Here is a 26229-nt window from a genome sequence, read left to right on the forward strand (position 1 = left end):
GTGGAGGAATTCCATGGATCTCGGCCTTACGGGCAAGAAAGCCCTGGTCACCGGAGGTACCCGAGGCGTCGGCCGGGGCATCGTCATGGCGCTGGCCCAGGCCGGCGTCGATGTCCTGACCTGCTATCAGAACTCCAGCGACGCCGTGACATCACTGGAGAAGGAACTCAAGGAGACCGGCGGCAACCACCACGTCGTCAAGGCGGACGTCTCCGACCCCGCCGATGTCGCCGCCCTGCTGGCGCAGGCCAAGGCGCAGTACGGCCGCCTCGATCTCGTGGTGAACAATGCCGGTGCCATCAGCCACATCCCGTACGCGGAGCTGCCGTTCGACGAGTGGCGCCGGATCATCGACACCAACATCACCGGAACCCATCTGGTGATCCAGAACGCCCTGCCGCTGCTGCGCAGGGGCTCCTCGGTGGTCACCATCGGCTCCAAGGCCGTCGAGGCAGGCATCCCGCTGCGCTCCCACTACACCACCACCAAGGCGGCCGTCGTCGGTCTGAACCGGTCCCTGGCCAAGGAGTTCGGCGGCAAGGGCATCCGCTTCAACGTCGTCGCACTCGGCGTCATCGAGACCGAGAACCTGCGCAAGCTGCCCGCGGACCAGCAGCAGCTGATGATCGAGCGGTACAGCGCCAAGACCGCGCTGGGCCGGCTCGGCACCCCCGACGAGGTCGCGGGCGCGATCCTCTGGCTCGCCAGCGATCTGTCCCGGTACGTCACCGGGTCCACCATCGGAGTCGACGGAGGGATCTCCTGATGAGCAACACCACGGGTAACGAGGGCGCGTTCCGGGTCCTTCTCCGGATGGAGATCAACCCGGGCCTGGAGGCCGACTTCGAGAAGGCCTGGCGCGGCAGCACCGAGGCGGTCACCGGCCACCCCGCCTGCCTGGGCCAGTGGCTGTCGAAGGACAACGACGAGGAAAGCGTCTACTTCATCGTCAGCGACTGGACCGACGAGCCCGGCTTCCGCGAGTTCGAGACCAGCGATGCCCATCTCGCCCACCGCGAACGGCTCCACCCCTACCGCGGCAAGGGCTCGTTCAACACCATGCAGGTGGTCGCCCACATCGAGGGCAAGGCGTCCTCGCATGCCGCATGAGGTGCGGGTGCTGGTCCACCAGGCGGCCCACGACGACGAGCAGCTGCACGCGGTACGTGCCGCGTACCACCTGGTCAGCAAGCGGATGGCGGGGGTGCCCGGGATGCTCGGCAACGAGCTTCTGCGCTCCCCGCTGGACCCCACCGCGCTCGTCGTCGTGAGCCGCTGGGCGGATCTGGCCGCCTTCCGGCACTGGGAAGAGGGCGCCGAACACCGCGAGGACACCGCGCCCCTGCGCCCGTACCGCGACACCCGGCTCGCCGCGCCGTTCGGCATCTACGAGGTGGAGGCGGCCTACTGAGGGCCGGGGTCTCTCTTCCGGATCCTGCCGGTCTCGCACGCCCCGGCACGCACCCCCTAGGGGGCCCCACGCCGCGTTGCCGTCAGTCGCCGGCGCTCCGCGTGGACTCTTCCTCCGCCTTGCGATCGCACGCACCAGACCCCGCTCCTGATCCGGCCTGATCCGAAAGAGAGGCCCTGCAGATGACCACCACCGTTCAACCCGCCGGCAAGGCCAACGCCGCCGCCGGCGAGCAGGCGGCATGGGTCTCCTGCTCCGGCTGCCGCTCCCTGGTCTACGGCAAGCGCTACACGCGTCTGCTGCGTGTCTGCCCGGATTGCGGGGCGCACGCCCGGCTCGACGCACCCCGCCGCATCGAGCAGCTCTTCGACCCGGGCAGCACGGAACCGGTACCCGTACCGGACACCCAGCTCAACCCACTGGACTTCGTCGACCAATACCCGTACGCGGAACGGCTGCAGCAGGCCAGGGCGCGCACCGGGCAGCAGGATGCCGTCCTCGTGGTCCGCGGCCGGATCGAGGGGCGGCCGCTCGTCGCCGCCGTCATGGACTTCCGCTTCTTCGGTGGCAGCCTGGGTGTCGCGGCGGGCGAGGCGATCACCACGGCCGCCGAGACCGCGCTGCACGAGCGCGTACCGCTGCTGATCGTCACCGCCTCCGGCGGCGCACGCATGCAGGAGGGCGCGCTCTCCCTGATGCAGATGGCCAAGACGAGCAACGCGCTGGCCGAGCTCGACGAGGCCGGACTGCTCACCGTCACCCTGGTCACCGACCCGACGTACGGCGGGGTCGCAGCCTCCTTCGCGACCCTCTCCGACGTGGTGGTCGCCGAACCGGGCGCCCGGATGGGCTTCGCGGGACCGCGGGTCATCGAACAGACGATCGGGCAGCAGCTCCCCGACGGCTTCCAGACCGCCGAATTCCTGCTGGAGCACGGCCTGGTGGACGATGTCTGGCCGCGTACCGAACTGCGCGCGCGGCTCAGCCGGCTGCTCATGGTGGCCGAGACGCCCGGCCCCGACTGGGGCGCCGGCGAACAGGACCCTGTCGTCCGCGACAGCCAGCTCCTCGACCAGCTCCCGGCCTGGGACTGCGTCCAGCTGGCCCGCGAGGCCGGCCGGCCCACGGCGCTGGAGCACATCGGCTACTGGCTGGACGGCTTCGTCGAACTGCACGGTGACCGGGCGGGCGAGGAATGCCCGGCGGTTGTCGGCGGCCTCGGCCGGCTCGACGGACTGCCCGTCATGGTGATCGGCCATCAGAAGGGCCACACCACCGCCGAGCTCGTCCGCCGCAACTTCGGCATGCCCTCACCGGCCGGCTACCGCAAGACCGCCCGGCTGATGCGGCTCGCCGCCAAGCTGGGCATCCCGGTGGTGACGCTGATCGACACCCCCGGCGCGTACCCCGGCCTCACCGCCGAGGAGAAGGGCCAGTCCAACGCCATCGCGGAGAACCTTCGGCTGATGGGCTCACTGCCCGTGCCGGTGGTGGCCGTGGTGACCGGAGAGGGCGGCAGCGGGGGAGCGCTCGCGCTCGGCGTCGCCGACCGGGTGCTGATGTGCGCCAACGCCACCTACTCGGTGATCAGCCCGGAGGGGTGCGCGGCGATCCTCTGGAAGAACGCGGCGGAGGCCGCCGTGGCAGCCGACGAACTCGCCCTGGACGCCGCCTCCTTGCTGCGTCTGGGCGTGGTCGACGGAGTGATCCCGGAGCCCGAGGGCGGCGGGCACACCAACACCACCGCGATGAGCGACGCCGTGCGCCGCGCGGCCGTCGTGGCGCTGCGCGAACTGCGGGGCGTCACCGTGTCACCCGCCACGCGCCGAAGGCGTTTCCGTGCCTTCGGGCTGGCTCACGACCTGGGATCACGGACGTGACCAGGCACAACGGCAACGGCAGGTACTACGGAGAGAGACCGATGAACGAAGTGACCAAGGAGAGTCTCACCGCCACCAGGACCGGCGATCCGCTCGCCGGCCTGGACTACGACACCAGTGCCCTCGCTCTCACCGACATCTGCCGCAGCATCGCGGACGTGGTACGAGTCGGCTCCCGCCATCCGCGCCGCGTACGGGTCACCCTGGGCGCGGCCAGCATCGAGGTGGAATGGGAGGAGGGACAGGCACCCACCGCCCGCGAGCCCGTCGCCGCACCGGCCGCCGAGGAGGAGTCGGTCGACGGGTACCACGAGTGCGCACCCCTGGTGGGCACGTTCTATGTGGCCCCCTCACCCGGCTCCCCGCCCTTCGTCCGCCCCGGCGACCGCGTCGAGGTGGGCCAGCAGCTCGGCATCATCGAAGCGATGAAACTGATGAACCCGCTCGAGGCCACCAGGGCAGGACGGGTGGTCGAAGTCCTGGCCGGCGACGGCAGCCCGGTGGAGTACGGCCAGCCGCTCGTGCTCCTCGATGCCGAGGAGCCCACGGGCCGGGCCGGGGAGGAATGACCGTGGTCTTCGAGACGATCCTGGTGGCCAACCGGGGCGAGATCGCCCTGCGGGTGATCAGGACCTGCAAGGAGATGGGCATCCGCACCGTCGCCGTGCACTCCACCGCCGACAAGGACAGCGCCCATGTACGCGCCGCCGACGCGGCCGTGCAGATCGGCCCCGGCATGCCCCGCAAGAGCTATCTGTCCGCGCCCGCGGTGATCGAGGCGGCACTGCGCACCGGGGCGGACGCCATCCACCCCGGTTACGGGTTTCTGTCCGAGGATCCCGACTTCGCCGAGATCTGCGCCGACAACGGGCTGGTGTTCATCGGCCCGCGGCCCGAAGTGCTCGCGCGCCTCGGCGACAAGTCCGTGGCCAGGGAACTGATGACCGACGCCGGACTGCCCGTACTGCCCGGCAGCCCCGGCACGGTCGACAGCGCCGCCGAGGCGACGGACCTTGCGGCCCGGATCGGCTTCCCGCTGATCATCAAGGCCGCCGCGGGCGGCGGCGGGCGCGGGATGACCGTCGTACGCCGGCAGAGCGAACTGCTGCCGGCCTACCGTCAGACCAGGGCCACCGCCCAGGCGGTCTTCGGCGACAACCGCGTCTATCTGGAACGCTTCTGCGACAGCGCCCGCCATATCGAGGTCCAGGTCCTCGCGGACGGCCACGGCAGCGTGCTGCACCTCGGCGAGCGCGACTGTTCCGTACAGCGCCGGCACCAGAAGCTCATCGAGGAGAGCCCGGGCCCCGGACTGCACAAGGAGCTCACGGCCGCGATGGCCCGCGCCGCCGTGCGCGGCGCCCGGGCCGTCGGCTACACCGGTGCGGGCACCTTCGAATTCCTCGTCCACGACGAGGGGTTCTCCTTCATGGAGATGAACTGCCGTATCCAGGTGGAGCATCCGGTGACCGAGGCCGTCTTCGGCGTCGATCTCGTACGCGAGCAGATCCTGGTCGCCGCCGGCCGGGCCCTCGGCTTCGCCCAGGAGGATCTCGTACCGCGGGGCGCGGCCGTCGAATGCCGGGTCAACGCCGAGGACCCGGCGCGCAACTTCGCGCCGTGCCCCGGCACGCTGGAGGAGTTCGTGCCGCCCGGCGGCCCCTTCGTCCGGGTGGACACCCACGGCTACGCGGGCTGGCGGGTGCCCTCGCAGTACGACTCCCTGCTCGCGAAGGTGATCACCTGGGCGCCGGAACGGGACCAGGCCCTGGACCGGATGGACCGGTCGCTGGCGGAGTTCCGGATCGCCGGGCCCGGGGTGCACACCACCATTCCGCTGTTGCGGGAGGTGCTCGCCGATCCGGCCTTCCGCAACGGCAAGCACGACACCTCGTTCCTCGACACCCGCCCCTGAGACCGAAAACCCCGGCGGGCCCCGACAGCACGCTGTCGGGGCCCGCCGGGGTGTGCTCGGCTCACTCGGGCGACTCCCTCGCGTGGCGGTGTGCGGTCAGGACTCTCCTCACCAGCCGACGACACTGTCGCGGCGGAAGAGAACCCCGGAAGGCCCGTCGTCGGGGAGGCTCGCCGCATGGGCGACGGCCTCGGCCGCAACCTCGGGGGACTGCTCGGCCTCCGGCCGCATCCGGGTGCGCACCAGCCCGGGGTTGACCGCGTTGACCAGGACGCCCGTGCCCTCCGTCTCCTTGGCCAGCATCACGGTGAGGGCGTTCAGCGAGGCCTTGGAGACCGAGTACGCAGGGCACTGAGGGGCGATGCCGATGGTGAACGTGCCGGTGCCGCTGGAGACGTTCACGATCCGGCCCCAGCCGCGCCGGACCATCGCCGGCACATACGCCTGCGCGACCCGCCAGGACCCCAGCAGATTCACCGCGAGGGTCTGCTCCACCAGGTCGAGAGGGATCGCGGAGGGGGTGTTGCCCCAGTCCAGCTGTACGCCCGCGTTGTTGACCAGGATGTCGACCGGGCCCGTGCCCGCGGCGGCGCGTGCCACCGAGTCCGGGTCGGTGATGTCCAGGGCGACACCGACGGCGCCCTCGCCCAGTGCGGCTGCGGTCTTGCCGGCCGCCTCCTCCTCACGCGCCGCGACGAGGACGCGATGGCCCCGAGCGTGCATCAGGGCCGCGACCGCGAGCCCCAGTCCACGATTGCCGCCGGTCACCAGCACGGTGCGGGAAACAGTGGCCATGACAGATGCCTTCCGGGAGTCGGGTCGGTGTGCGGGCCGAGAGTGGCAGCGGCTGCTGGAAGGGGACTCGAGACCCGGCAGGCGCATGGGACGGCGCCAGACGAGGGCCCGGCACCCCGGGGCAGGGGTGCCGGGCCCGTGGAGCAGTTTCAGGCAGTACGGGAAAGCAACTGACGTACTGCAGAGGTCAGTTCGCCCTTGGGATCGGTGGTGGAGCCCGCCGAGCGCCAGGCGACGAATCCGTCGGGCCGGACCAGAACTGCTCCGCCGCTCTCGATGCCGTATGTCTTGGCCACCCCGTTCCCGGGTGCGGTGAGCTCCGCGCCCGGACCGCCGATACGGTGCGCGGCGAGTGACACGCCGAGGTCGTCGGCGACGGAGCCCGCCGCATCCACCCAGGCCTGGCCGCCCTCGGCAGTGATGACCACCGGAGTCCGGCCGTAGAGATCGAGTGCGGAGATGCTCCTGCCGTTGCGCTCCAGCTCCAGATGTGGGGCCCGCGTGCCCGGCTCCCCGCTGAGCTGCTGCGGCGGCACGGGCGGTCCGGCGCTGTAGCGGTAGCCGAACACCGTGGTGCCGTAGGCGTCCGCCTCGTCCTGGGCCTCCCCTTCGTCGCCCGTACGCTCCTGCATCATGCCCAGGGCCTGCTGGAGCGTCATCCAGGCGACCGGGTGCCGCTCCGCCTGGTACGTGTCGAGCAGTTCGGGACCGGCCTCGCCGTCGAGCACGGCGGCCAGCTTCCAGGCCAGGTTGCCGGCGTCCTGGATGCCGAGGCTGGCGCCGAACCCACCGGTGGGCGGCACCAGATGGGCCGCGTCACCGACCAGGAAGACCCGGCCCTTGCGGTAGTCGCGGGCCACCTGCGCGCCGATGACGAAGCTGAGCCACTTCGCCCCGCCGGCCGGCAGCTGCGCGATGATGCCGACGTCCAGATCGGGCTCCCCGATCGCGGCCCGCACCAGTTCGACGGCCTTCTCCTCGGTGATGTCGTCGAGGGTGTCCCCCGGCGGCATCCCCGTGGCGAAGATCCACCGCTTCCTGCCGTCGTGCGCGAACAGGATCGTCGAGGGTGCCGGCTTGTCCAGGTAGCAGACCCCGACCGGACGGCCCCTGGCAGCCTTGCTCAGATCTGCCTCGAAGAGCACCGACACGGTGGTGGCGAACTCGCCGGGCCCGTCGGACTCGATACCCAGTGTGGTGCGGATCGGACTGCGACTGCCGTCGGCCGCCACCAGGTACTTGGCGCGTACCGTGCGCTCGGCCCCGGTGCCGGTGTCCTTCAGCACGGCGGTGACGCCGTCGTCGTCCTGCTCGAAGGAGACCAGCTCGGTGGAGAACGCCAGCTCGGCGCCGAGCTCCCCGGCCCGCTCACGCAGCAGGTGCTCCAGCCGGTCCTGATCGATCGGCGCCCACTCGCACGGGCTGACCGAACCGCTCGGGTCGGGCTGGTCGGTCGGTCCGCTGAACATCTCGGGACCCGCCAGGGTCTCGGCACGGATCATCTGCAGTTTGCTGAAGTCCGTGGCGAGGCTTGCCTCGGACCAGATCCGGTCCTCGAGTCCGACCTGCCGGTACAGCTCGACCGTACGCGGATTGACGCCGCGCGAGCGAGGGTGGCTGAGAGTGTCCGGGTGCCGCTCGACCACCAGCGAACGTATCCCGTGCCAGCCGAGGAAGACCGCGGTCGACAACCCGGTCACCGCACCTCCGACGACCAGGACCGGGACCTCCTGCGGGGTCTTGCTCATGGACGGATTCCTTTCCTCGGGTCCTGACTGCCGGACAGGCCGCGCTCAAGCGGCCTTGCGGCAGATGACGACCGTGTCGTAGTCGCTGAGCGGGGAGACCTCGGTCGATGCGAAGCCTGCGTTCTTGGCGTGCTCGAGGAGTTCGGAGGTCGGGTACTCGGAGCCGCCGTCGGTGACGAGCAGCATGTCCAGGCTGATCACCAGGTTCTCGACGTGGTTGGGCTCGTCGTCGAGCATCCGGTCGTAGGCGATCAGCGCACCACCGGGGTTCACCGCCTCGAACGCCTTGGCCACCAGGTCACCGCGCTGCTGCCGGTCCCAGTCGTGCAGCACATGGCCGAGCATGACCACATCGGCGGTGACGGGCAGCGGGTCGGTGAAGAAGCTGCCGCCGTGGAAGTGGACCTTCCCCGTCAGACCGTAGTCCGCGACCTTCTCGTCGAACAGCGGCTCCATCTGCGGCAGGTCGAAGACATGGCCCTCGAGGTGCGGCGCGTGCTTCACCACGATCGAGCAGAGGTTGCCGCGGCAGCCGCCCACGTCCAGCACCGACTTGTAGCCCGTCCAGTCGAACTTGCCGGCCAGTTCGGGGCCGACGACATGGGTGAGGGCGTCCATCATTCCGACGAACTGCCGCAGGATGTGCTGGTTCTTGATGACCTCGTCGAAGTGACTGCCGGACTGCTGCTCCCCGGTGCGCAGGGCCTCGCTGAGCCGGCCCCAGGCGGGGTACAGATTACGGTTGGAGCGCTCGAGGAACCCGCCGACGTACTCGCGTGCGCCGCGCACCAGATAGGCGTCCGAGCCCGCGGCGTTGGCGTATCCGCCGTCCCTGCGGACCAGCAGACCCAGCGCCGCCAGCAGGTTGAGCCAGTCACTCAGGCCCCGCCCGTGCAGTCCCAGCTCCTTGCGGATCTCCTCCTCGCTGGAGGCCCCCTTCTCGTGCAGCGTGGTGAACAGTCCCAGTTCGACTGCGGTCAGCAGTGCCTTGGCGTCGCAGAACGCGTTGCTCAGCCGGATGATTCCGGCCGGCGTGCTGACATCCGGGCTGGTGTGCGTCATGCGCAGGACTCCTTCCAACACGGCGCATGGCCTGGTGCCAGGCCGCTGGGGCGGAGAATCCACGCCCCGGGTTGAGGTCACCTCAAGAGGGACTGGGGTACCCCGGCCACCGCCGCATCTCCACTGCCTCTCAAGTCGAAGTGGCTACTCATCAGGGGTGCCGTGGAGGGATCCCGGCGGAAGCCCAGCTTGCCCAGAGGGGATATGCATGTATGACGTGAAGATCCCGGTGCTGATCGTCGGTGGTGGTCCCGTCGGCCTTTCCACTGCACTGTTCAGCGGCCGACGTGGAATACGCACGATGCTCCTGGAGAAGAGGGACAGCACCTCCATGCTCCCCCGTGCCCCGGGCCTGCAGGCCCGCACCATGGAGCTGTTCCGCGCGGCGGGACTCGGAAAGGACATCCGCGCGCTCGAGATGGGTGACTCCCACGCCTACTTCGAGGGCGGGATCATCAAGGTCGAGACCTTCTCCGACATCGACAACGCGGAGCTGCTGGAGTCGCCGTCCCTGGACGGCGAGACGGTGAGTCCCGAGCGTGTGATGGGCTGCGGCCAGGACCGGTACGAGAAGGTACTGGTGGCCAAGGCCAAGGAGTACGGCGCCGATGTCCGCTTCAACACCAAGCTCATCTCGTTCGAGCAGGACGCCGACGGCGTCACCGCGATCGCCGAAGAGGGCGGGACCGGAAAGCGGCTCACCATCCGCGCCGACTACCTCGTGGGCGCCGACGGAGCGGGCAGCCGCATCCGTGAGGCGCTCGGAGTCAAGCGGGTCGGCCGCGGCACGGTGTTCAACGCCCTGAGCATCTACTTCCGGGCACCCGAACTGGAGACGCTGCTCAAGGACACCAAGTTCATCCTGTGCTACGCCTCCGCGGGCGGCACCCTGATGGGGCTGTCCCGGCTGCACGGCTGCGACCCGTGGCTCGCCGCGCCCATCTACTTCCCGGAGAAGGGCGAGAAGCCCGAGGACTACACCGACCAGCGCTGCATCGACATCGTCCGCCGGGCCTCCGGCAAGGACATCGACGTCGAGATCATGGACAAGGTGCCGTGGCAGGGCGCCCAGCTCGTCTCGGAGACCTTCCGGGCGGGACGGGTGTTCCTCGCCGGGGACGCCGCCCATGTGCACCCGCCGGCCGGCGGGTTCGGCGCCAACACCGGTATCCACGACGCGCACAACCTGTCGTGGAAGCTCGCGGCCGTACAGCACGGCTGGGGGACCGAGGCGCTGCTGGACACCTATGACGCCGAGCGCCGCCCGCTCGGCACCGCCATGTCGGAGCAGGCGCTGGTGCGCAACCGCATCCGGCACGGCTACTCCACCGAGCAGGACCGGGCCGACTTCGTGGACGACGTGATCATCACGCTCGGCTACCGGTACCGCTCCACCTCCATCGTCGGCGCCGAGGGTACGAAGGTGCTCACCCCGGACCTGGAACTCACCGGCGAACCGGGCACCCGGGCCCCGCACGTCTGGCTGAAGCGGGGTGACGAAACCATCTCCACGATCGACCTGTTCTGGGACTCCTTCGTGCTGCTGACCGGCCCCGACGGCGGTGCCTGGGCCGAGGCCGCGGTACCGATCGCGGAGAAGCTCGGCATTCCGCTGCGTACGCACACCATCGGACAGGGCCAGGAGCTGAAGACCACCGACCGCGACTGGGCGGAGGTCTACGGAGTGGGCCGTGGCGGCGCGGTACTGGTGCGGCCGGACGCGTTCGTCTCCTGGCGGAGTGCCGGGGGAGCCGACGATCCGCACGGTGTGCTCGCGGATGTACTCGCCCGGGCCTCGGGCGTCGAGGCCGCCGTACCGGCGCCGTGAGAGGAGAGGCTCGGATGACGGGATACGAAGCAGGTGCTGCCGTGCATCCCGGTGCCGTACTGGCGCAGGCGATGGCCTTCCAGCCCGCGCGTCTGGTGCTGACGGGTATCGAGATCGGGCTGTTCACGGAGCTGGCGAAGAAGCCGGCCACCGAGGACGCGATCAGGGAGAGGCTGGGTCTGCACACCCGGGGCACCGACCACTTCCTGGCCGCGCTGGTCGAACTCGGCTTTCTGGAGCGCTCCGGGAGCGGCGAGTTCAGCAACTCCCGGGCGGCGCAGCAGTTCCTGGTCCCCGGTGACGAGGGGTATCTGGGTGGCTTCCTGGGGATCGCGGGCCAGGTGATGTACCCGGCGTGGGGCAAGCTGGGCGAGGCGCTGCGTACGGGCGCCCCGCAGGCTGCCACGTACACCGGCGAGGACATGTTCGGTGAGCTCTACGAGAGCGACGAGAAGAAGGGCGGGCTCGTCGGCATGGCGGAGGACGCCAGCCGTCCGCTCATCCCCGCGCTCACCGAGTCGTTCGGCTGGGCGAAGTACTCATCGGTCCTCGAACTCGGCGGCTGCCGGGGCAATGTGCTGGCCGGTCTGGTCAGGGCGCATCCGCATCTGGACGCGTGTGTCTTCGACCTGCCGCAGCTCCAGGGGGATTTCGCGACCCACATGTCGGCCATCGGCATGGCGGGCAAGGTCCGCTACCACGGTGGTGACTTCTTCGCCGGACCGCTGCCGCAGGCTGATGTGCTCATGATCGGGCATGCGCTGGTCGACTGGAACGACGAACAGCGCAGGCAGCTGGTGAAGAACACCTTTGCCGCCGTGCGTCCCGGTGGGGCGTTCCTGGTCTGGGATCCGGTGATCGTCGATGACGACGAGAGCTATCTGCGCAATCTCATCCGGAGTCTGAACCTCCAGCTCATGACGCCGCACGGCAAGGGCTACCGGTTCGAGCAGTGCGCAGAGTGGATGCGGGAGGCCGGCTATGCCGAGGTCACCCACACCTCACTCGGGCACGACGTGACCCTGGTCGTCGCCCACAAGGACTGAGAGGTCCCGTGGGGATCACGACCGGATCCGGTCGAGGTGCCGCTCCTGGAGCTCGCGGCTGCTGCGCAGGAAGTCCAGCAGCAGCTCGAGCTGCTCGGCGCTGTAGCGCGCGACATGCCGGAAGCCGTCCTGCGCGAGCGGGCCGAAGAGCTCCTCGACGGCCCGTACGGCTTCCGGCGTAGGCCTCACCACCGACTTGCGCCGGTCCTTGGGGTCGGGGGAGCGGGTCACGTAGCCGAGCCGGTCCAGACGGTCCAGCAGGGCAGTGACACTGCCTGTGGTGAGTCCGAGCGCCGCACCCAGTTCGCTGGGTGCGGCGCTTTCGCGCTGCATGAGGACGTCCAGGCAGTGCAGATCGGTGCGATTGATCCCCAGCCGCTCGGCGGCCGCGGCGTCGAAGGAGTCGACCGCCGTCTGGAGCGCGCGGATCTCGGTGCCGAGCTCCTGCTGAAGATTCTTTCTGGTATCACTTGACATCCAAGTAACTCGACCTTCAAGATAAATGCATCGATAGCTTGGCTATCAAGATAGTCGGGCTCCAAGAGAAGTCAAGATCGGGTCGTTGCCCGGGTTCCAGGAAGGAACACTGCGATGAACACCCAGCACACTGTCTCCACGGTCAAGACCGGCAAGGCCGGCACCGCTCGGCCGGAGGAAGCCGCACAGGTCGAGGCGTACTACACGAATGTGAAGCGCCTGGGTCACTGGACCGCCTCCCGCGCCGTCGAGGTGACCGCCCGCCGCAGCTCGGTCCAGGTGGACCTGCGGTCCGCGCAGATCCCCGAGGGGGACCTCGAGGTCCGCATCGCCGGCGAGCGCTCCATCCTCAAGATCCTGGTGCCGGACGGCACCGTCGTCGACGAGTCCGAGCTGGAGTGCGTCGGCCGCTCCACGGTCAAGGACCTGCAGCGGCACAGCGCCTCCGGCGGCCGCCGGCTGAAGCTGACCGGCGTCCTGCGGCGCAGCGAGGTCCGCATCGTCCGCGGCGGTGTGGCGACACTCACCGCCATGTTCTCCCGCGAGTTCGTCGACGACTGCCGTACGGCACACAGCGACGGCACTCTGCCCACCGTCCACGCCCCCGAGAGCGTCCACGAGGGAACCCCGAGGGGTGCCCTCTGATCCTTCAACAGGGCCTTGAGTGCGCCCCCTTAGCTTCGTGGCAGCTGCTGCCGGGCTCCTCCGGCAGCTCTCCGCAGGCTCAGGGGGCGTGCGTATGACACCTCATCAGATCGAAGCACTGTTCATCGGACTCGCGGCCATTCTCGTACTCAGCCGGGTCCTCGGCGCCGGTGCGCGCTATCTGGGGCAGCCACCCGTGGTCGGCGAGATTCTCGCCGGGATCCTGGTCGGGCCCTCGCTGTTCGGCGGCGCCGTCGCCGACTTCCTCTTCCCTGCCGACATCCGCCCACTGCTCACCGCACTGGCCAACCTCGGCCTCGTCCTTTTCATGTTCGTCATCGGATACGAACTCGACCTGGCCCTGCTGCGCGGCAAGGAGAAGGTCGCGGCGAGCGTCTCGCTCTGCTCGGTCGTCCTGCCGTTCTCCCTCGGCGTGCTGCTCGCTCTCCATCTGAGCAACAGTCACCACACCGCGAACCGCACCGGGTTCGTACTGTTTCTCGGCGCGGCGATGTCCGTCACCGCCTTTCCCGTACTCGCCCGGATCCTGGCGGACAGCGGCCTCGGCCGGACCAGAATCGGCGGGATCGCCCTGGCCAGCGCGGCCTTCGACGACATCGTGGCCTGGTCGCTGCTGGCCGTCGTGGTGACCGTCTCGGGCGGCGGCGGACAGTGGGCGATGCTGCTCGCGCCGGTCTATCTGGCCGTGATGTTCTTCGTGGTCAGGCCGGGGCTGCGGCTGCTGTTCGACGAGAAGAGAGGCAGCAGCCGCATCACCGCCGACCGGCTCATCGTCGTCCTGGGCGGTCTGATGCTGTCCTGCTGGGCGGCCGAATGGCTCGGGGTGCACTTCGTCTTCGGCGCGTTCCTGTTCGGTGTCGTGATGCCCCGCACCACCTCCGAGCTGGTCCGCGTCCAGGTCGTCGACCGGTTCGAACACCTCAGCCGGCTGCTGCTGCTCCCCGCGTTCTTCGTCGTCGCGGGTCTGAAGGTCGATCTGTCCCAGACCGGCCTGAAGGGGCTCGGCGAGCTCGGGCTCATCCTGCTCGTCGCCATCTCGGGCAAGTTCATCGGCGCCTTCGTCGGAGCACGGGCCAACGGTGTGCCCGCGCTGCAGAGCGGTGTCCTCGCGACCCTCATGAACACCCGAGGACTCACCGAGATCGTCATCCTCACCATCGGACTCCAACTGGGCGTCCTGGACGCCGGGTTGTATGCCCTGATGGTGGTCATGGCCCTGGTGACCACCGCGATGGCAGGACCGCTGCTGCATCTGTTCAAGCGGCGCGCGGGCAGCTCCGAGGCCATCGGGGACTACGCCGAGGCCGTTCCGGAGGCCGAGGGCGAGACGGTGGGCGGGGAAGAAAAGAAGCCGCCCGTCGCGTCCGCCGGCCGGCCGGGGGGCTGAGCGCATCGGCAGCACACAGCACACAGCACGCAGAAGGAAAGCAAAGGAAAGCAGGAGGGTCCGTCGGCCTCGCCGGCGGACCCTCCTGTGTGCGGCGCCCGGTCCCTCAGCCGAGCGTCGCCGCCGCCAGCAGCTCCAGCTGCTCCGCCCGTGCGGAGCAGGGGAACACCAGCAGCTCGTCGCAGCCCGCCGCCTCGTACGCCGCCGCCGTCTCCCGCAGCCGCGCCGCATCGGTGATGACCGCCTTCGCCGCCATCTCCGCCTTCGGACCGATGAAGGAGTAGTACGCCCGCAGATACGACTCGGCGGTCTCCCCGGCGCCCGGGCCCAGGCACGCGTACACCAGCGCCACCAGCCGGGGTGCGCCGCTGCGGCCCCGGGCCTGCCATGCCTCACGTGCCTGGCGGGCCAGCTCCGCGTAGGCGGTCGCGGAGCTGCCGCCGGCGATCCAGCCGTCCGCGAACCGGGCCGCGCGGGCCATCGCCGCAGGCGTGTGGCCGCCCACGATGATCTCCGGGCCCTCGCCGTGGGGGAACGGTCCGATGCCGGGAACCGGGCCCTTGCCGCCCCAGACCTCCCGCAGCTCGGTGAGGATGGCATCCAGACGCTTCCCGCGGTCACCGTAGGGCGCGCCGGTGGCCCGGAAGTCGTCGTCGCGGCCCCCGGCCGCCACCCCGACCGTCAGCCGGCCGCCCGAGATCTCGTGGATCGTGGCGAGCTGCTTGGCCAGCAGCGGGGTCCCGGGACGGTAGGCGGCGAGCAGGATGGACGTCGTCAGCCTGATCCGCTCGGTCACCGCGGCCGCCGCGGCGAGCGAGGTCAGCGGCTCATAACTGTCGTACACCAGACGGTCGAGCGTGCCGAGGCTGGAGAACCCGTGGTTCTCCGCCATCCGCGCCCAGTCGACGAGCCGGCGCCCGTCGATGTCCGGCACTGTGGTGGGCAGGCCCACTCCGATCTCCACGGGGTCTCCTTGATCGTCGGTTTGTTCGGGGGCTCCGCCCCCGAGCCCCCGCGCCGCCATCTCCCCCCGGACCTCGTCCAGGGGGATCCCCGCGGGGCTTGAGGTTGCCGGTCCGTCAACTCAAGCCCGTCCGGCGATGGACACGGCCGAAGTCCGTACAGGTCCGAGAGCTCAGGTCAGCGCTGCTTGCGGCCGGTCACCAGGGTGTTGCCGAGCGGCAGTTCGTGCTCGGTGATGCCGGTGAAGCCCGCCTGCAGCATCCACTGGCCGCAGTCGCCGGGGTGGTAGCCCGCACCGGCCGGCGTCATCACCAGCATGTGCAGACTCGCGACCAGGCTCGCCAGATCGGGCTTGTCGCCGGGCATGGGGTCGTAGACGAGCAGCGCGCCGCCCGGCCGTACTGCCGTGAACGCCTTGTCGATCAACCGCTTGCGCTCCTGAAGCGAGAAGTCCGCCAGCACATGGCCGATCACCACGACATCGGCCTCGGGCAGCTCGTCGGCGAAGAAGTCCCCGCCGGTGAAGGCCAGTCGGTCCGCGACGCCGAGGGTCCGCGCGTGCTCGGCGCACGGCGCCGCGTTCTGCGGCCGGTCGAAGACCCGGCCGCGCAGATGCGGCTGGGCGCGCAGCAGCAGCCCGGCGAGATTGCCCCGCGCGCCGCCGACATCGGTCAGGGTGCTCCAGCCGCTCCACTCCACGGCCCCGAGGAGATAGGGAACCAGGGGAGCACTCAGCGAGTCCTGCATCGCCAGGAAGACCCGCTGCGCCGCCGGATCGCTGAGCATCGCCTCGAAGTCGCCCTCGGCCTGCGGAGCACCGGTGCGCAGCGCCTGCGTCAGGCGTCCCCAGGCCGGGTACAGGACGAAGTTGGCACCTTCGAGGAAGCCGCCCGCGTACTGCTCCCCGCGTACGAGATACCGCTGCGCAGCCTCGCTGTTGCGGTAGCGGCCGGCCGAGCGCTCGAGCAGGCCGAGCGCGACCAGGGCATCGAAGAAGTCGGTGGCGGCCCGCGGGTGCAGCCCGAGGGCCGCCCTCAGCTCCTCCACCTCCGCCTCGCTGTCCGCGGTCTCGGCGAGCGTGCTGAACACCCCGAGTTCCAGGGCGGTCAGCAGCAGCTTCGAGGAAGCGAACCCGAGCCCCAACTGGCTGATACCGAAGGGGTCCTTGGGGTTTGTCGCCGTATGGGTGGTGGTCATGCCGGGCTGTCCTCCTTGACGGTCGTGTCGTCCGTGTCGTCGCCCGGTATGCGCTCGTCGTCGCCGGACAGGCCCCGCACGATGGCGTGCCGGTTCAGCGCCATGGCGCCGCCCATCGCCAGCGCGAACACCGCGAGCATCAGGTAGTAGACGGACTCGGGGATGACGTCGATGAGCCGGACCATGCCGCTGCCGGCGCCGCCGCCGAGCGCGGCGAAGAGCCACAGCAGTCCGAGCATGTGGGCGATGAACTTCCGGGGCAGTACATCGGCGACCGCCGCGATACCCACTGCGGCGACGATCAGCTCACCGCAGGCGTGCATGAGATACACCACGAGCAGCCACACCGGCGAGACCTTCTCGTCGCCCGAGGCGAGGGCCGCGGCCAACGCCATGATCAGGAAGCTGACACCGGTGAGCATCAGTCCGACGGAGAACTTCACCGGCACCCCGCCGCGCCTGCCGCCGTACTTCAGCAGCGCCCAGGCGAACACCGGGGCCAGGATCAGGATGAACAGCGGGGTCGCGGACTGCAGCCAGCTCACCGGCACGTCGAAGCCGAGGACATGACGGTCCGTCGACTCCTTGGCGAACAGGGTGAGTGAGGAGCCGTCCTGCGCGATCATCGACCAGAAGAGCGTCGAGCCGAGGAAGATCCACAGAAAGGCGCGCAGCCGCCGACGGTCACCCGGGCTCAGCTCACGGCTGCGGTAGAGCACCAGGTAGGCGGCCACCGGGGCGATGATGCTGGCCGTGCCGACCAGACCAATGGCGCCGCCCGGTCCCAGACCGCCGGACGCCACGCCGCCCGTGACCAGCAGGACCACCACGGCGGCGGTCGTACCGATCAGCCGGAACGCGCGCCGGGACTCCTCGGGGTTCAGCGGCCGCCCGGGAGCGTTCCCGACCTCCTTGAACTGGTGCTGGCTGATCCAGAGTTGGATCGTGCCGAGCAGCATGGCCGTACCGGAGACGGCGAAGCCGAGGTGCCAGTCGACACGCTCGCCGAGGAATCCGGCGATCAGCGGCGAGAGCAGGGCGCTCACCTGGATGCCGACGTACATCAGCGAGATGCCGGCCTCGCGCCGGCCGCTGTCCTTGCCGAACATCAGGTTGAGCATGGCCTGGTGGTTCGGCTTGTACAGGCCGAGGCCGAGCGCCAGGAGGATCAGCCCGAGGGGCGTCGTCCACAGCCACGGCGAGGCCAGTGCGAAGTGGCCCACCGTGGTGACGCACGCCCCGATGACCAGGGTCCGCCGGGGGCCGAGCAGCCGGTCGGCCACCCAGCCCCCAGGGAGGCAGAGCATGAAGGCGAGCCCGATCCACGCGCCGAACAGCGCCGCGGAATCGGCCTTCGCCAGCCCCAGGCCGCCCTCCGAGCGCGGGGCGACCGCGTACAGGACGAGGATGGCCTGCATGCCGAAGAAGCCGAAGCGCTCCCACACATCGCTCATGAAGAGCGTGCGGTACCACGGCGGCCAGCTTCTGACGGACCGGGTGCCGGCTCCGCCGACACCAGGATCCTGATCAGCGCGTGCGGTGGTCATGTGGTGCGCTCTCCCTCCGTACGCGCAAGGTGCAGGCGGGGCCGGAAGGAGAGATACAGTCCGCCGACCGCGTTCTGCGGGTTCATCGGCGCCTGCTTCTGCTCGTGCACCTTGTTCAGGTTGGCCAGCGGGTTGGGGTCGCCGCTCTCCGCACCGTTGAGGTGGGCGTGCACCCGCGAGTACACGTCCTGCGCGTCCTCGAGGTCCGCGATGCCGGTCACGATGCGGTCGAAGGCGTCCTGGATGCTGAGGCCCTCACGTTGGGCGCTGGTCAGCTTCTGGGCGTTGTAGAAGTGGTGCTCCTTGCCGCGGTAGCTCTCGTAGAAGACGGAGACGAGCACCAGCAGCCGCTCGTACGCGTGCCGGTAGACCGTGTTGTAGAACTCCCAGGCCTCCTTCTCCTCCACCTCGCCGCGCAGCACGCTGGAGACACTGGCCGCCGCGAGCATGGCGCTGTAGGTGGCCAGGTGCACACCGGTGGAGAGCAGCGGGTCCAGGAAGCAGGCGGCGTCGCCACTGAGGAGATAGCCGGGGCCGCCGAAGCTCTCCGAGGTGTACGAGTAGTCCTGCTCGACCTTCATGCCGGAGACCTGCTCGGCGCCCTCCAGGAGGGGGAGCAGGTGCGGGCATTCGGCGATGGCCTTGTCGTAGACCTGCTGGATGCCGCCGAGGGAGTTCTTCTTCTCGTTGAAGATGTCCCGGCCGGTGACCAGGCCGATGCTGGTCGTGCCGTTGTGCAGCGGAATGTTCCAGAACCAGCCGTCGGCCGAGGACAGGACGGCGATCGCGCCGTCGGGCCCACGGTCCAGCGGCTTGACGTTCTTCCAGTACGACCAGGCCGCGACATTGCGGAAGATCTCGTGGTACTCGCGGTTCTTGAGGTGCCGGGCGGCGAAGACCCCGCCGCGGCCCGAGGCGTCGATGACATAGTCGAAGGCGATGCGGCCGCTGTGCGCAGCGTCCTTGGTGCCCGCCCACAGGGCCGCCACCGGGCGTTCGCCGTCGAACTCGAGTTCCTTGACGGTGATGTTCTCGACGACCTCGACACCGAGTTCGGCCGCGTGCCGCAGCAGCAGCTCGTCGAACTCGGAGCGCACGACCTGCCAGGCGTTGGCGCCGTCGTCGCCGAGGCTGTTGAACCTGACCTCCCACTCCTCCGGACCCCAGAAGAAGTAGGCGCCGCCCTTGGGCTGGAAGCCGTGCGACTCCACCTTGTCCCAGACGCCGAGCAGTTCAAGGATGGGCCGGCACGAGGGGAGGATCGATTCACCGATGTGGTATCGCGGGAACTGGTCGCGCTCCAACAGCGTGACCTGGAAACCTTCCTTGGCCAGCAGGCCGGCGGCGGTGGAGCCCGCGGGCCCTCCCCCGATGACGAGGATCTGGGTGGAACCACGCATGTATTTTCTCCAATCCTCCGGAGCTCGCGAACGGGTTCTGACCGTCCGCTGCACCGTGCACCGGGCCGCCGGAGGAGTGCTGGAGAAGAACTCGATGCCCGCTCCGGTCCGGCTCAGCCGGCCTCGGCGTACCCGGCCACGCGGCGCGGCATCGCCTGCGCCACCAGCGCCACCACCACGAGCCCGCCGATCGTGAACCAGCTGAAGCTGCGGAACGCCTCGACGAACATGTCCGCGCGAGCCTGCCCGGCCGCGTCCCTGAGCGGCGCGAAGAACAGCACGCCGAGCAGGGGCACCCCGGCCGCGTTGCCGGTCTGGAGCGCGGCGCTGAGGGTGCCGGAGGCCGCCCCGGCGTCGCGCGCCTCGACCGAGGCCCCGGCGACGGCGAAGGCGGGACCGAACACACAGCCCCTCCCGATCCGCTCGCCCTGCCCCGCTCGCCGGCCGGGAAGAGGGCGTACACGGGCGCCATGATCTGCGGGATCATCGCGGCAGCGGCCGGGCCCTGCAGTGTGCTCCGTTGTCCTGTTCCGGTCGGTGGTCGTCATACGGTGCCTCGCCACCTGTGCGCACATCGGGAGCCGGGGCGAGTGTGACGGACCGGAGTCGAGCGTCGCTCGAGCGAGACCCTGCCGAGATCTGGCTCAGTAATGGCCGGATTCCATCGAGCAAGGGAGAGCCAGATGGCTGCACGTACCGCCCGGATGTGGGCGGCCGGCACGACGGTGAGCGCGCTGCTCGCCGTGAGCCTGGTCGCGGCCGGCACCACCGCCGGGGCCGAGACCACCAGGCCCAGGCCCCAGCCGACGCTCACGGCGGCGGAGGAGGTCCGGTACGGCCAGACGACGCTCTACACGACCAACGTCGACACGCTGCTCAACTTCTACCGGGACGCTCTCGGATTCACCGTGCTGTACCGCTTCCCGGAGACAGGTCCCGCGGCGTTCGGCACGGTCCTGCTCGGCCCCGACTACTACATCACCTTCGCCACGTACGACACCGTGCGTCAGGCCACGGGAATTGCGGGCATCGGCCGGTCGAAGGTGCACCAGTCCGAGGTCGTGGTACTGACCCCGGACGTCGATGCTCTCTTCGCCCGCGCGAAGAAGGCCAGGGCGAAGGTCCTCATGCCGCCCAAGGAGCAGCCCTGGGGGGAGCGGTCCGCCTACGTGGCCGACCCCGAGGGCAACTTCGTCCAGATCTCCACGCACAGGCAGTAGCCGACCGGCCGTTGCCGCAAGTGGTGCACTGAGGCACGCGCCCGAGGGCGCGTGCCTCAGCCTGTGGCAGCCGCGACGGACGCCGGGGTGACGGGCGCGTCCCAGTCGACGCGGTACGAGTAGACGGGGTGGGTGGCCTTGACACCGAGCTTGAGGAAGAACGGCAGCACCAGGTCGCGTACGGTCCGCTGGAAGTTGTTGGAAGCCGCCTTCTGGTTGCCGGTCTTGCGCCCCTCCTTGATGATCTTCTCCACCCGCTCCTTGCGGAGCGCCTGGAAAGCCGCGAACGCCTGCTGCGGATCGGGCAGATCGCGCAGGCACTTGGTCAGGACGATCGAGTCCTCCATCGCCATCGACGCGCCCTGGCCCACATGCGGAGAGGTGGCGTGCGCCGCGTCCCCGACCAGGCAGACCAGATCCTTGTGCCAGGTCGGGATGGAGAGCATGTCGTAGATCGGGTAGCCGAGGATGCCGCTCTGGGTGGATTCGATGATCGCCGAGATGGGGTGGTGGTCCTGGCGGTGCTTGGCGAGGAGCTTCGGCTTCCACACCTCGTGCGGAGTCCGGTCCAGCTCGCCGCGCTCCGGCTCCTTGGCCTGGTGGTAGTTCTCGAACCAGTAGATCTCGCCGGACGGGAAGGTCTGGTAGCCGAAGAAGCCCTCCAGGCAGAACGACATCCGCATCACACCGTCCGGGCCCGCCGCCTGGTCGCAGCGGGTGTAGCCGGCGGTGCCGATCACCCCGGTGTACTGGGGGTGGGGCGCGTCGGGCAGCACCGTGTACCGGGTCTTGGAGTGGATGCCGTCGCAGCCCACCAGGAAGTCGCCCTCGGCGGTGGAACCGTCCTTGAAGCGGGCCACGATCCCGTCGCCGGTGTGCTCGACACTCTCGAAGAACTTGCCGAACTCGACCTGGATGCCCCGGGCGACGGCCGCCTCGCGCAGCCCCTTGGTGAGCAGTCCGCGCCTGATCAGCAGAGTCTCGGCCGGGTTCAGACCCAGCTGCTTGCCCTTGTGGTTGAGGAACGCGGTGCTGGTGGTCTGCGTGCCGTACTTCTCGACCTCCGCGCGGATGCCGAGCGTGTCCAGCACGGCAAGTCCGTTGGGGGCCAGGTTCAAGAACGCCCCGACCTCGTCCCGGGGCGCATCGATCCCTTCGTAGATCACGGCGGTGACGCCGATCCTCTGCAGGTACATCGCCAGTACGGGGCCTGCGATGCCGCAGCCGATCAGCACGGCCCTCCGCGTCCCTGCTGCTGCTTCGTTGCCCATGCTCAGTCTCACTTCCTGTGTGGTTCCTGTGCGGTCGTATGGCCCCTGGCTCCGGCAGGGGCCGGATCCAGGGGCCTGGAGCCGGCCCGTCCGAGGTAGGGCGGGCCGGCCGTTGCGGTGAGTGGTCAGCGGGGGATGTGTTCCCCCTGGGGGCGTGCCGTATCGGCGGGGGAGTCGGCAGAGTCCGCGGGTGCTGGCGGGTCGCCGCCGCTCAGACGGCGGTGCAGCGAGCCGGGCCACCACATGGCCTTGCCGATGTCCAGGGAGAGGGCCGGTACCAGGACGGTGCGCACCAGGAAAGTGTCCAGGAGGACGCCGAGGCCCACCAGTACGCCGAGTTCGGCCATGGTCACCAGGGGGAGCGAGACCAGGATCGAGAACGTGGCGGCCAGCACCAGACCCGCGCTGGTGATCACCGCGCCGGTACTGGCAAGACCGGACTGCACTCCACGCACATGGCCCAGCAGACCTACCTCCTCGCGGACCCGGGTCATCAGGAAGATGTTGTAGTCGATGCCCAGTGCCACCAGGAAGACGAAACCCAGCAGCGGCAGGGAGTGATCTACCCCGGTCCAGTCGAATGCATGCTCGAAGAGCAGGCTGCTCGCCCCCAGCGCTCCGAAGTAGGAGAGCACCACGGTCGCCAGCAGCACCAGAGGTGCAACGAGCGCCCGCAGCAAGGCGATCAGCACCAGCAGTACCACGGCCAGCACCACGGGGATGACCAGTTTGCTGTCCCGTGAGACGGCCCGCTGGGTGTCCAGCTCGCTCGCGGTCGCCCCGCCCACGAGGGCGTCCGCGCCCTCGATCCCGTGCACCGTGTCCCGCAGCCGGTCGATGGCGCGCTCCGCGGCGGGGGAGTCGGGATCGTCCTCGAACACCACGGGGACATGGACGAGTCCGCGGTCGCGCGAGAGCTCGGCCGGCTGGACCTCGGCCACGCCATCGAGTCGGCCGACGGCCTCCACGACCCGCTTCTGGGACGAGGCCTTCGCGATGACATCGGCGGGCGCCGACGAGCCGCCCGGATAGTGCGCGGCCACCAGCCGCTGACCGGCGACCGATTCGGGAGTCGTGGTGTACATCTCCGACTGGGTCAGCCCGAAGCTGATGCCCGCCGCCCCCAGTGCCAGCGCCCCCATGACGACCGTGGCCGCCAGCCAGGACAGCCGGGGGCGACGCCCCACGGCAGCGCCGACGCGAGCCCAGCCACTGTGCTCGGCCCGCTGCGCCTGCCCGAAGCGCGGCACGAACGGCCAGAACACCCAGCGCCCCAGGATGACCAGCAGGGCGGGCAGCACGGTGACCATGGCGAGGAAGCCGCACAGCACACCGGCCGCGCCCACCCAGCCGAGACTGCGCGAGGAGTTCAGGTCGGCCAGCAGCAGACAGAGCAGCCCGATGACGATCGTCCCCGCCGACGCGAGGATCGCGGGGCCCGAACGGCGCAGCGCGATCTGCATGGCGCTGTGCCGGTCCTCGTCGCGCGTCAGCTCCTCGCGGTAGCGGGCGATGAGCAGCAGCGCGTAGTCCGTGCCCACTCCGAAGACGAGCACGGTCAGCAGGCCCGAACTCTGGCCGTCCACCGGCAGACCGGCGAACTTCCCGCCCGCGTACGTGACCACCTGGGACAGCACGGCGGCGAAGCCCACCGAGATCAGCGGCACCAGCCACAGCACCGGGCTGCGGTAGATCAGCAGGAGCAGCAGGGCGACGACGATCGCGCTGCCGAGCAGCAGCGTCCCGTCCAGCTCGTCGAAGACGTTGATGGTGTCCTGGAGCGCGCCGGCGGGCCCGGCGACCTTGACCCCCAGATCGGCCGGCACATCCTTACCGGCGACATCGCGCGCCTTGTTCACGGTGTCGGAGAACTCGTCGCTGTACGGGACGGGCACGGTCAGCAGCAGCGCCTTGCCGTCCTTGGACGGCGCCGCCGCCTCGATCACCCCGCCGGGGACGAGCGGGGCGAGCTCCTTGCGGTCCGCCTCCGCCTTCGCCCGGTCCGCCGTCGTGATGCCGCTGTCGCGCACATAGACGATGACCGCGGGGATGACCTCGTCGGTACGGAACTCCTCCAGCCGGTCGTTGACCAGGGCGGCTTCCGCATTGCCCGGCAGATAGGCGTTGGCGTCGTTGTCCTCGACGTCGGCGACCTTGCCCGCCAGTGGACCCAGAGCCATCGCGATGATCAGCCAGGCGGCCAGGAAGAGCCACTTGGCCCGTCTGCCGCCCGGGGCGGTCGCCAGACGCTTCATCCGGCCTCTCCCGGTACGTTCGCGGTCGCCGGTTCCTCGACGACTCGGATGGACTTCGTCGGGCAGCCGCGGGCCGCCCGGCGGATCTCCTCGTGCAGGCCCTCGGCCGGCGACTCGTCCAGGACGAGCACGAGCCCGTCCTCGTCCTGGTCGAAGACCCCGGGCACGCGGTAGACGCACAGACTGCTCACCGCGCAGGTCTCGGAGTTGGCCGTCACACGCATCGGGCTCTCCTCACCATTCGACCGGGATCTCGGTGAAGCCCTCCATGAACCCGCCCAGTGCACGCGGCAGTTCCTCGGCGGGCGCCGCCAGCCTGATGTTCGGGAACCGGCGCAGCAGCGACTCCGTGGCGACCTGGAGCTCCATCCGGGCCAGCGCCGCGCCCACGCAGTAGTGCAGCCCCGCGCCGAACGTCATGTGGTGGTTCTCGGTGCGGCGGATGTCCAGCTCCATGGGGCAGTCGAAGACCTCCGGGTCCACGTTGGCGCCCTCCTCGGAGAGCAGGACGCTGGTGCCCTTCTTGATGACGGAGCCGTCCGAGAGCGGGATGTCGTCGATGGCGTACCGCATCGTGCCCACCGACGAGCCCATGATCTGGGTACGCAGCAGTTCCTCGACGGTCGACGGCACCAGCGAGAAGTCCTCCCGGATGGCGCGTACGAACTCGGGGTGGTGCAGCAGCACGGCCGTGCCGGTGCCGATCTGGCTCGCCGTCGTGACATAGCCGGCGATCAGCAGACCCTGCGTCCAGAAGTGCAGCTCATGCTCGTTGAGCCGGCTGTCGTCCTCGTCGTCGCGCACCCGGATCAGCTCGCTGACCAGGTCGTCGCCCGGGTTCTCGCGCTTGGAGTCGATCAGGTCGCCCAGGTACTTCCACAGGTTCTGCCGGCACTGCCCGACCTCCTCCGGCGGCAGCTTGGTCACCGACAGGAAGCCGTCGACGTACGCACGGAACTGGTCGCGGTCCTCCGCCGGCACGCCGAGCAGCTTGCAGATCACCATGATCGGCAGCGGGAAGGCCAGCGCCTCGTTCAGCTCGACCGGCTGGGGGGCGGCCTCCATCTCGTCCAGCAGCTGGTCGGCGACCTGCTGCACATAGGGCCGCAGCGCCTCGATGCGGCGGGCCGTGAACGCCTTGGTGACCAGCGAACGCACCCGGGTGTGCTCCGGCGGGTCCGGGTCGATGTTCGGATCCATGAACAGGTCGTTGTCCTTGGAGATCCGCGCGCAGTCGGGGCGGGCGATATTGCGGGAGAGCCGCTTGTCGGCGAAGAGTGCCCGCACATCCTTGTAACGGGTCACCAGTGTGGCGACGTCCCCGCTCGGCAGGGTCACTTCCATCGCCGACGTCTTGTGTATGTTCCGCAGCGCCTCGGGAACCTGCATGGGCGGGGTCCACGCGAACGGATACCTGGGCGGGGTCTGGGTGCTCACGGCAGTCCCTTCCGATCAGTGTGTATGGGTGGGTGTAGCGTCAGAAGGGCCAGGACGGCCGGGACCAGGCGGCCTCGGCGAAGGCCCACTCGTAGCGGGTGCTGACGGCGAAGTGGTCGACGAGCTCGGCGCGTTCGGCCCCGGAGAGCTCCTCGCCCAGCCGGTCGGCGGCGCCCATGAAGGCCTTCACCGCGTAGCCGTAGCCCTCGCCCGGGTGGTAGATCTCGATCCAGGGCGCATAGCGCGAGCCGGGCGTGTGCCGCTCCAGCAGGTCGTTGGAGACCTGGTGGTTGAACCAGACCATCGGCAGCAGCGCCCCGAACCCGGCGGCGAAGGACGTCGCCGAAGCCGCCTGGAAGAACGAGCAGTGGGCGTGGGCTGCGGGATCCACGGCCGCGTCGGGTACCAGCGCCGGGGCGCCCAGCTTCCCGGCGATGTCTCCGTACGCCTCGCGCAGCTTGTCGCGCGCCTCCAGCGTGCCGGTGACCGACCGCCCCAGCAGCGCGACGTACTGATCGCCGCGGGCGCCGGCGGCCGTCCGGGCGAGACCGCGGGCGTAGGCGGGCAGCAGATGCCCCGTGTCCTGCTGGACGAAGTGGGCGAGCGACGCACCGGGCAGCGACCCGTCCCGCAGCCCGTTCCAGAACGGATGCGCCTTGACCTTGTCCAGGACCGGCGCGGCGAGCTCCTTCAGCTCCTCTTGCAGCATGAGCTCCTGCCCCTC

At 69.7% G+C, this 26229-nt stretch carries 25 protein-coding genes; 11 read left to right on the plus strand and 14 right to left on the minus strand.

The features are described 5' to 3' along the window. The first annotated feature begins 13 nt into the window (after positions 1-13). The 6 genes from OG883_RS11620 to OG883_RS11645 all read left to right on the plus strand — a co-directional run bounded on the left by OG883_RS11620 (position 14) and on the right by OG883_RS11645 (position 5206). Positions 14-766, plus strand: coding sequence for an SDR family NAD(P)-dependent oxidoreductase (locus OG883_RS11620; protein WP_266538688.1), 753 nt, complete (start codon positions 14-16; stop codon positions 764-766). Continuing rightward, the gene (locus OG883_RS11625) at positions 766-1110 is read left to right on the plus strand and encodes an antibiotic biosynthesis monooxygenase (protein WP_266538690.1); all 345 of its coding nucleotides are present in this window, start codon (positions 766-768) and stop codon (positions 1108-1110) included. Before OG883_RS11620 ends, OG883_RS11625 begins: the two co-directional genes overlap by 1 nt. Beyond that, positions 1100-1411, plus strand: coding sequence for an antibiotic biosynthesis monooxygenase (locus tag OG883_RS11630; protein ID WP_266538693.1), 312 nt, complete (start codon positions 1100-1102; stop codon positions 1409-1411). The genes OG883_RS11625 and OG883_RS11630 overlap by 11 nt, the downstream gene beginning before the upstream one ends. Positions 1412-1593: 182 nt before the next feature. Then, positions 1594-3291 carry an acetyl-CoA carboxylase carboxyl transferase subunit alpha gene (gene accA / locus OG883_RS11635; protein ID WP_266538696.1) on the plus strand — a complete coding sequence of 566 codons (1698 nt, stop codon included), beginning with the start codon at positions 1594-1596 and terminating at the stop codon, positions 3289-3291. A gap of 41 nt (positions 3292-3332) precedes the next feature. Continuing rightward, positions 3333-3860, plus strand: a complete 528-nt coding sequence (locus OG883_RS11640) for a biotin/lipoyl-containing protein (protein ID WP_266538699.1) — start codon at positions 3333-3335, stop codon at positions 3858-3860. Then, a complete protein-coding gene (locus OG883_RS11645) occupies positions 3857-5206 on the plus strand; it encodes an acetyl/propionyl/methylcrotonyl-CoA carboxylase subunit alpha (protein ID WP_266538702.1) in 1350 nt (449 codons plus the stop codon). The genes OG883_RS11640 and OG883_RS11645 overlap by 4 nt, the downstream gene beginning before the upstream one ends. 108 nt (positions 5207-5314) lie before the next feature. Here OG883_RS11645 and OG883_RS11650 read toward each other — a convergent pair whose 3' ends face one another. The 3 genes from OG883_RS11650 to OG883_RS11660 all read right to left on the minus strand — a co-directional run bounded on the left by OG883_RS11650 (position 5315) and on the right by OG883_RS11660 (position 8811). After that, entirely contained in the window at positions 5315-6001 is a 687-nt protein-coding gene (locus OG883_RS11650) for an SDR family NAD(P)-dependent oxidoreductase (protein ID WP_266538705.1), read from the minus strand. Between the two features lie 149 nt (positions 6002-6150). After that, positions 6151-7749, minus strand: a complete 1599-nt coding sequence (locus tag OG883_RS11655; RefSeq protein ID WP_266538707.1) for an FAD-dependent monooxygenase — start codon at positions 7747-7749, stop codon at positions 6151-6153. Positions 7750-7794: 45 nt separating this feature from the next. Then, on the minus strand, positions 7795-8811 hold the full coding sequence (locus tag OG883_RS11660) for a methyltransferase (protein WP_266538710.1): 1017 nt from the start codon (positions 8809-8811) through the stop codon (positions 7795-7797). A 208-nt stretch (positions 8812-9019) separates the two neighbouring features. Between OG883_RS11660 and OG883_RS11665 the strand changes: the two genes are divergently transcribed. Together OG883_RS11665 and OG883_RS11670 are read left to right on the plus strand one after the other, a co-directional pair. Continuing rightward, positions 9020-10639 (plus strand): FAD-dependent monooxygenase, encoded by a 1620-nt coding sequence (locus OG883_RS11665; protein WP_266538713.1) that lies wholly within the window; start codon positions 9020-9022, stop codon positions 10637-10639. 14 nt (positions 10640-10653) lie between these two features. Further along, the gene (locus OG883_RS11670; protein WP_266538716.1) at positions 10654-11685 is read left to right on the plus strand and encodes a methyltransferase; all 1032 of its coding nucleotides are present in this window, start codon (positions 10654-10656) and stop codon (positions 11683-11685) included. A gap of 15 nt (positions 11686-11700) precedes the next feature. On the opposite strand, the gene OG883_RS11675 is transcribed toward OG883_RS11670, so the two are convergent. After that, positions 11701-12162 (minus strand): MarR family winged helix-turn-helix transcriptional regulator, encoded by a 462-nt coding sequence (locus OG883_RS11675; protein WP_266538719.1) that lies wholly within the window; start codon positions 12160-12162, stop codon positions 11701-11703. Between the two features lie 114 nt (positions 12163-12276). On the opposite strand from OG883_RS11675, the gene OG883_RS11680 reads away from it, so the two are divergent. Together OG883_RS11680 and OG883_RS11685 are read left to right on the plus strand one after the other, a co-directional pair. Further along, a complete protein-coding gene (locus OG883_RS11680; RefSeq protein ID WP_266538722.1) occupies positions 12277-12807 on the plus strand; it encodes a hypothetical protein in 531 nt (176 codons plus the stop codon). Between the two features lie 94 nt (positions 12808-12901). Next, a complete protein-coding gene (locus tag OG883_RS11685; RefSeq protein WP_266538725.1) occupies positions 12902-14215 on the plus strand; it encodes a cation:proton antiporter in 1314 nt (437 codons plus the stop codon). Between the two features lie 106 nt (positions 14216-14321). On the opposite strand, the gene OG883_RS11690 is transcribed toward OG883_RS11685, so the two are convergent. The 5 genes from OG883_RS11690 to OG883_RS11710 form a co-directional block, all read right to left on the minus strand. Further along, the gene (locus tag OG883_RS11690) at positions 14322-15179 is read right to left on the minus strand and encodes an LLM class flavin-dependent oxidoreductase (RefSeq protein ID WP_266538728.1); all 858 of its coding nucleotides are present in this window, start codon (positions 15177-15179) and stop codon (positions 14322-14324) included. A 176-nt stretch (positions 15180-15355) separates the two neighbouring features. Further along, positions 15356-16375, minus strand: coding sequence for a methyltransferase (locus OG883_RS11695; protein ID WP_266538730.1), 1020 nt, complete (start codon positions 16373-16375; stop codon positions 15356-15358). Beyond that, positions 16372-17922 (minus strand): peptide MFS transporter, encoded by a 1551-nt coding sequence (locus OG883_RS11700; protein ID WP_266538733.1) that lies wholly within the window; start codon positions 17920-17922, stop codon positions 16372-16374. Before OG883_RS11700 ends, OG883_RS11695 begins: the two co-directional genes overlap by 4 nt. Further along, entirely contained in the window at positions 17919-19322 is a 1404-nt protein-coding gene (locus OG883_RS11705; RefSeq protein ID WP_266538736.1) for an NAD(P)/FAD-dependent oxidoreductase, read from the minus strand. Before OG883_RS11705 ends, OG883_RS11700 begins: the two co-directional genes overlap by 4 nt. Positions 19323-19435: 113 nt before the next feature. After that, the gene (locus OG883_RS11710; RefSeq protein WP_266538737.1) at positions 19436-19726 is read right to left on the minus strand and encodes a hypothetical protein; all 291 of its coding nucleotides are present in this window, start codon (positions 19724-19726) and stop codon (positions 19436-19438) included. Positions 19727-20005: 279 nt separating this feature from the next. Between OG883_RS11710 and OG883_RS11715 the strand changes: the two genes are divergently transcribed. Further along, positions 20006-20542, plus strand: a complete 537-nt coding sequence (locus tag OG883_RS11715; protein ID WP_266538740.1) for a glyoxalase/bleomycin resistance/extradiol dioxygenase family protein — start codon at positions 20006-20008, stop codon at positions 20540-20542. A gap of 56 nt (positions 20543-20598) precedes the next feature. Here OG883_RS11715 and OG883_RS11720 read toward each other — a convergent pair whose 3' ends face one another. From OG883_RS11720 to OG883_RS11740, 5 genes are all read right to left on the minus strand, one after another. Next, on the minus strand, positions 20599-21813 hold the full coding sequence (locus OG883_RS11720; protein ID WP_266538743.1) for an FAD-dependent monooxygenase: 1215 nt from the start codon (positions 21811-21813) through the stop codon (positions 20599-20601). A 125-nt stretch (positions 21814-21938) separates the two neighbouring features. Beyond that, complete coding sequence (locus OG883_RS11725) at positions 21939-24068, minus strand: MMPL family transporter (protein WP_266538745.1); 2130 nt, start codon at positions 24066-24068, stop codon at positions 21939-21941. Further along, entirely contained in the window at positions 24065-24292 is a 228-nt protein-coding gene (locus OG883_RS11730) for a ferredoxin (RefSeq protein WP_266538747.1), read from the minus strand. Before OG883_RS11730 ends, OG883_RS11725 begins: the two co-directional genes overlap by 4 nt. A 10-nt stretch (positions 24293-24302) precedes the next feature. Beyond that, the gene (locus OG883_RS11735) at positions 24303-25505 is read right to left on the minus strand and encodes a cytochrome P450 (RefSeq protein WP_266538750.1); all 1203 of its coding nucleotides are present in this window, start codon (positions 25503-25505) and stop codon (positions 24303-24305) included. 40 nt (positions 25506-25545) lie between these two features. Then, positions 25546-26214 (minus strand): TenA family protein, encoded by a 669-nt coding sequence (locus OG883_RS11740; RefSeq protein ID WP_266538753.1) that lies wholly within the window; start codon positions 26212-26214, stop codon positions 25546-25548. Between the last annotated feature and the right edge of the window lie 15 nt (positions 26215-26229).

Source organism: Streptomyces sp. NBC_01142, from assembly GCF_026341125.1.
Classification (GTDB): Bacteria; Actinomycetota; Actinomycetes; order Streptomycetales; family Streptomycetaceae; genus Streptomyces.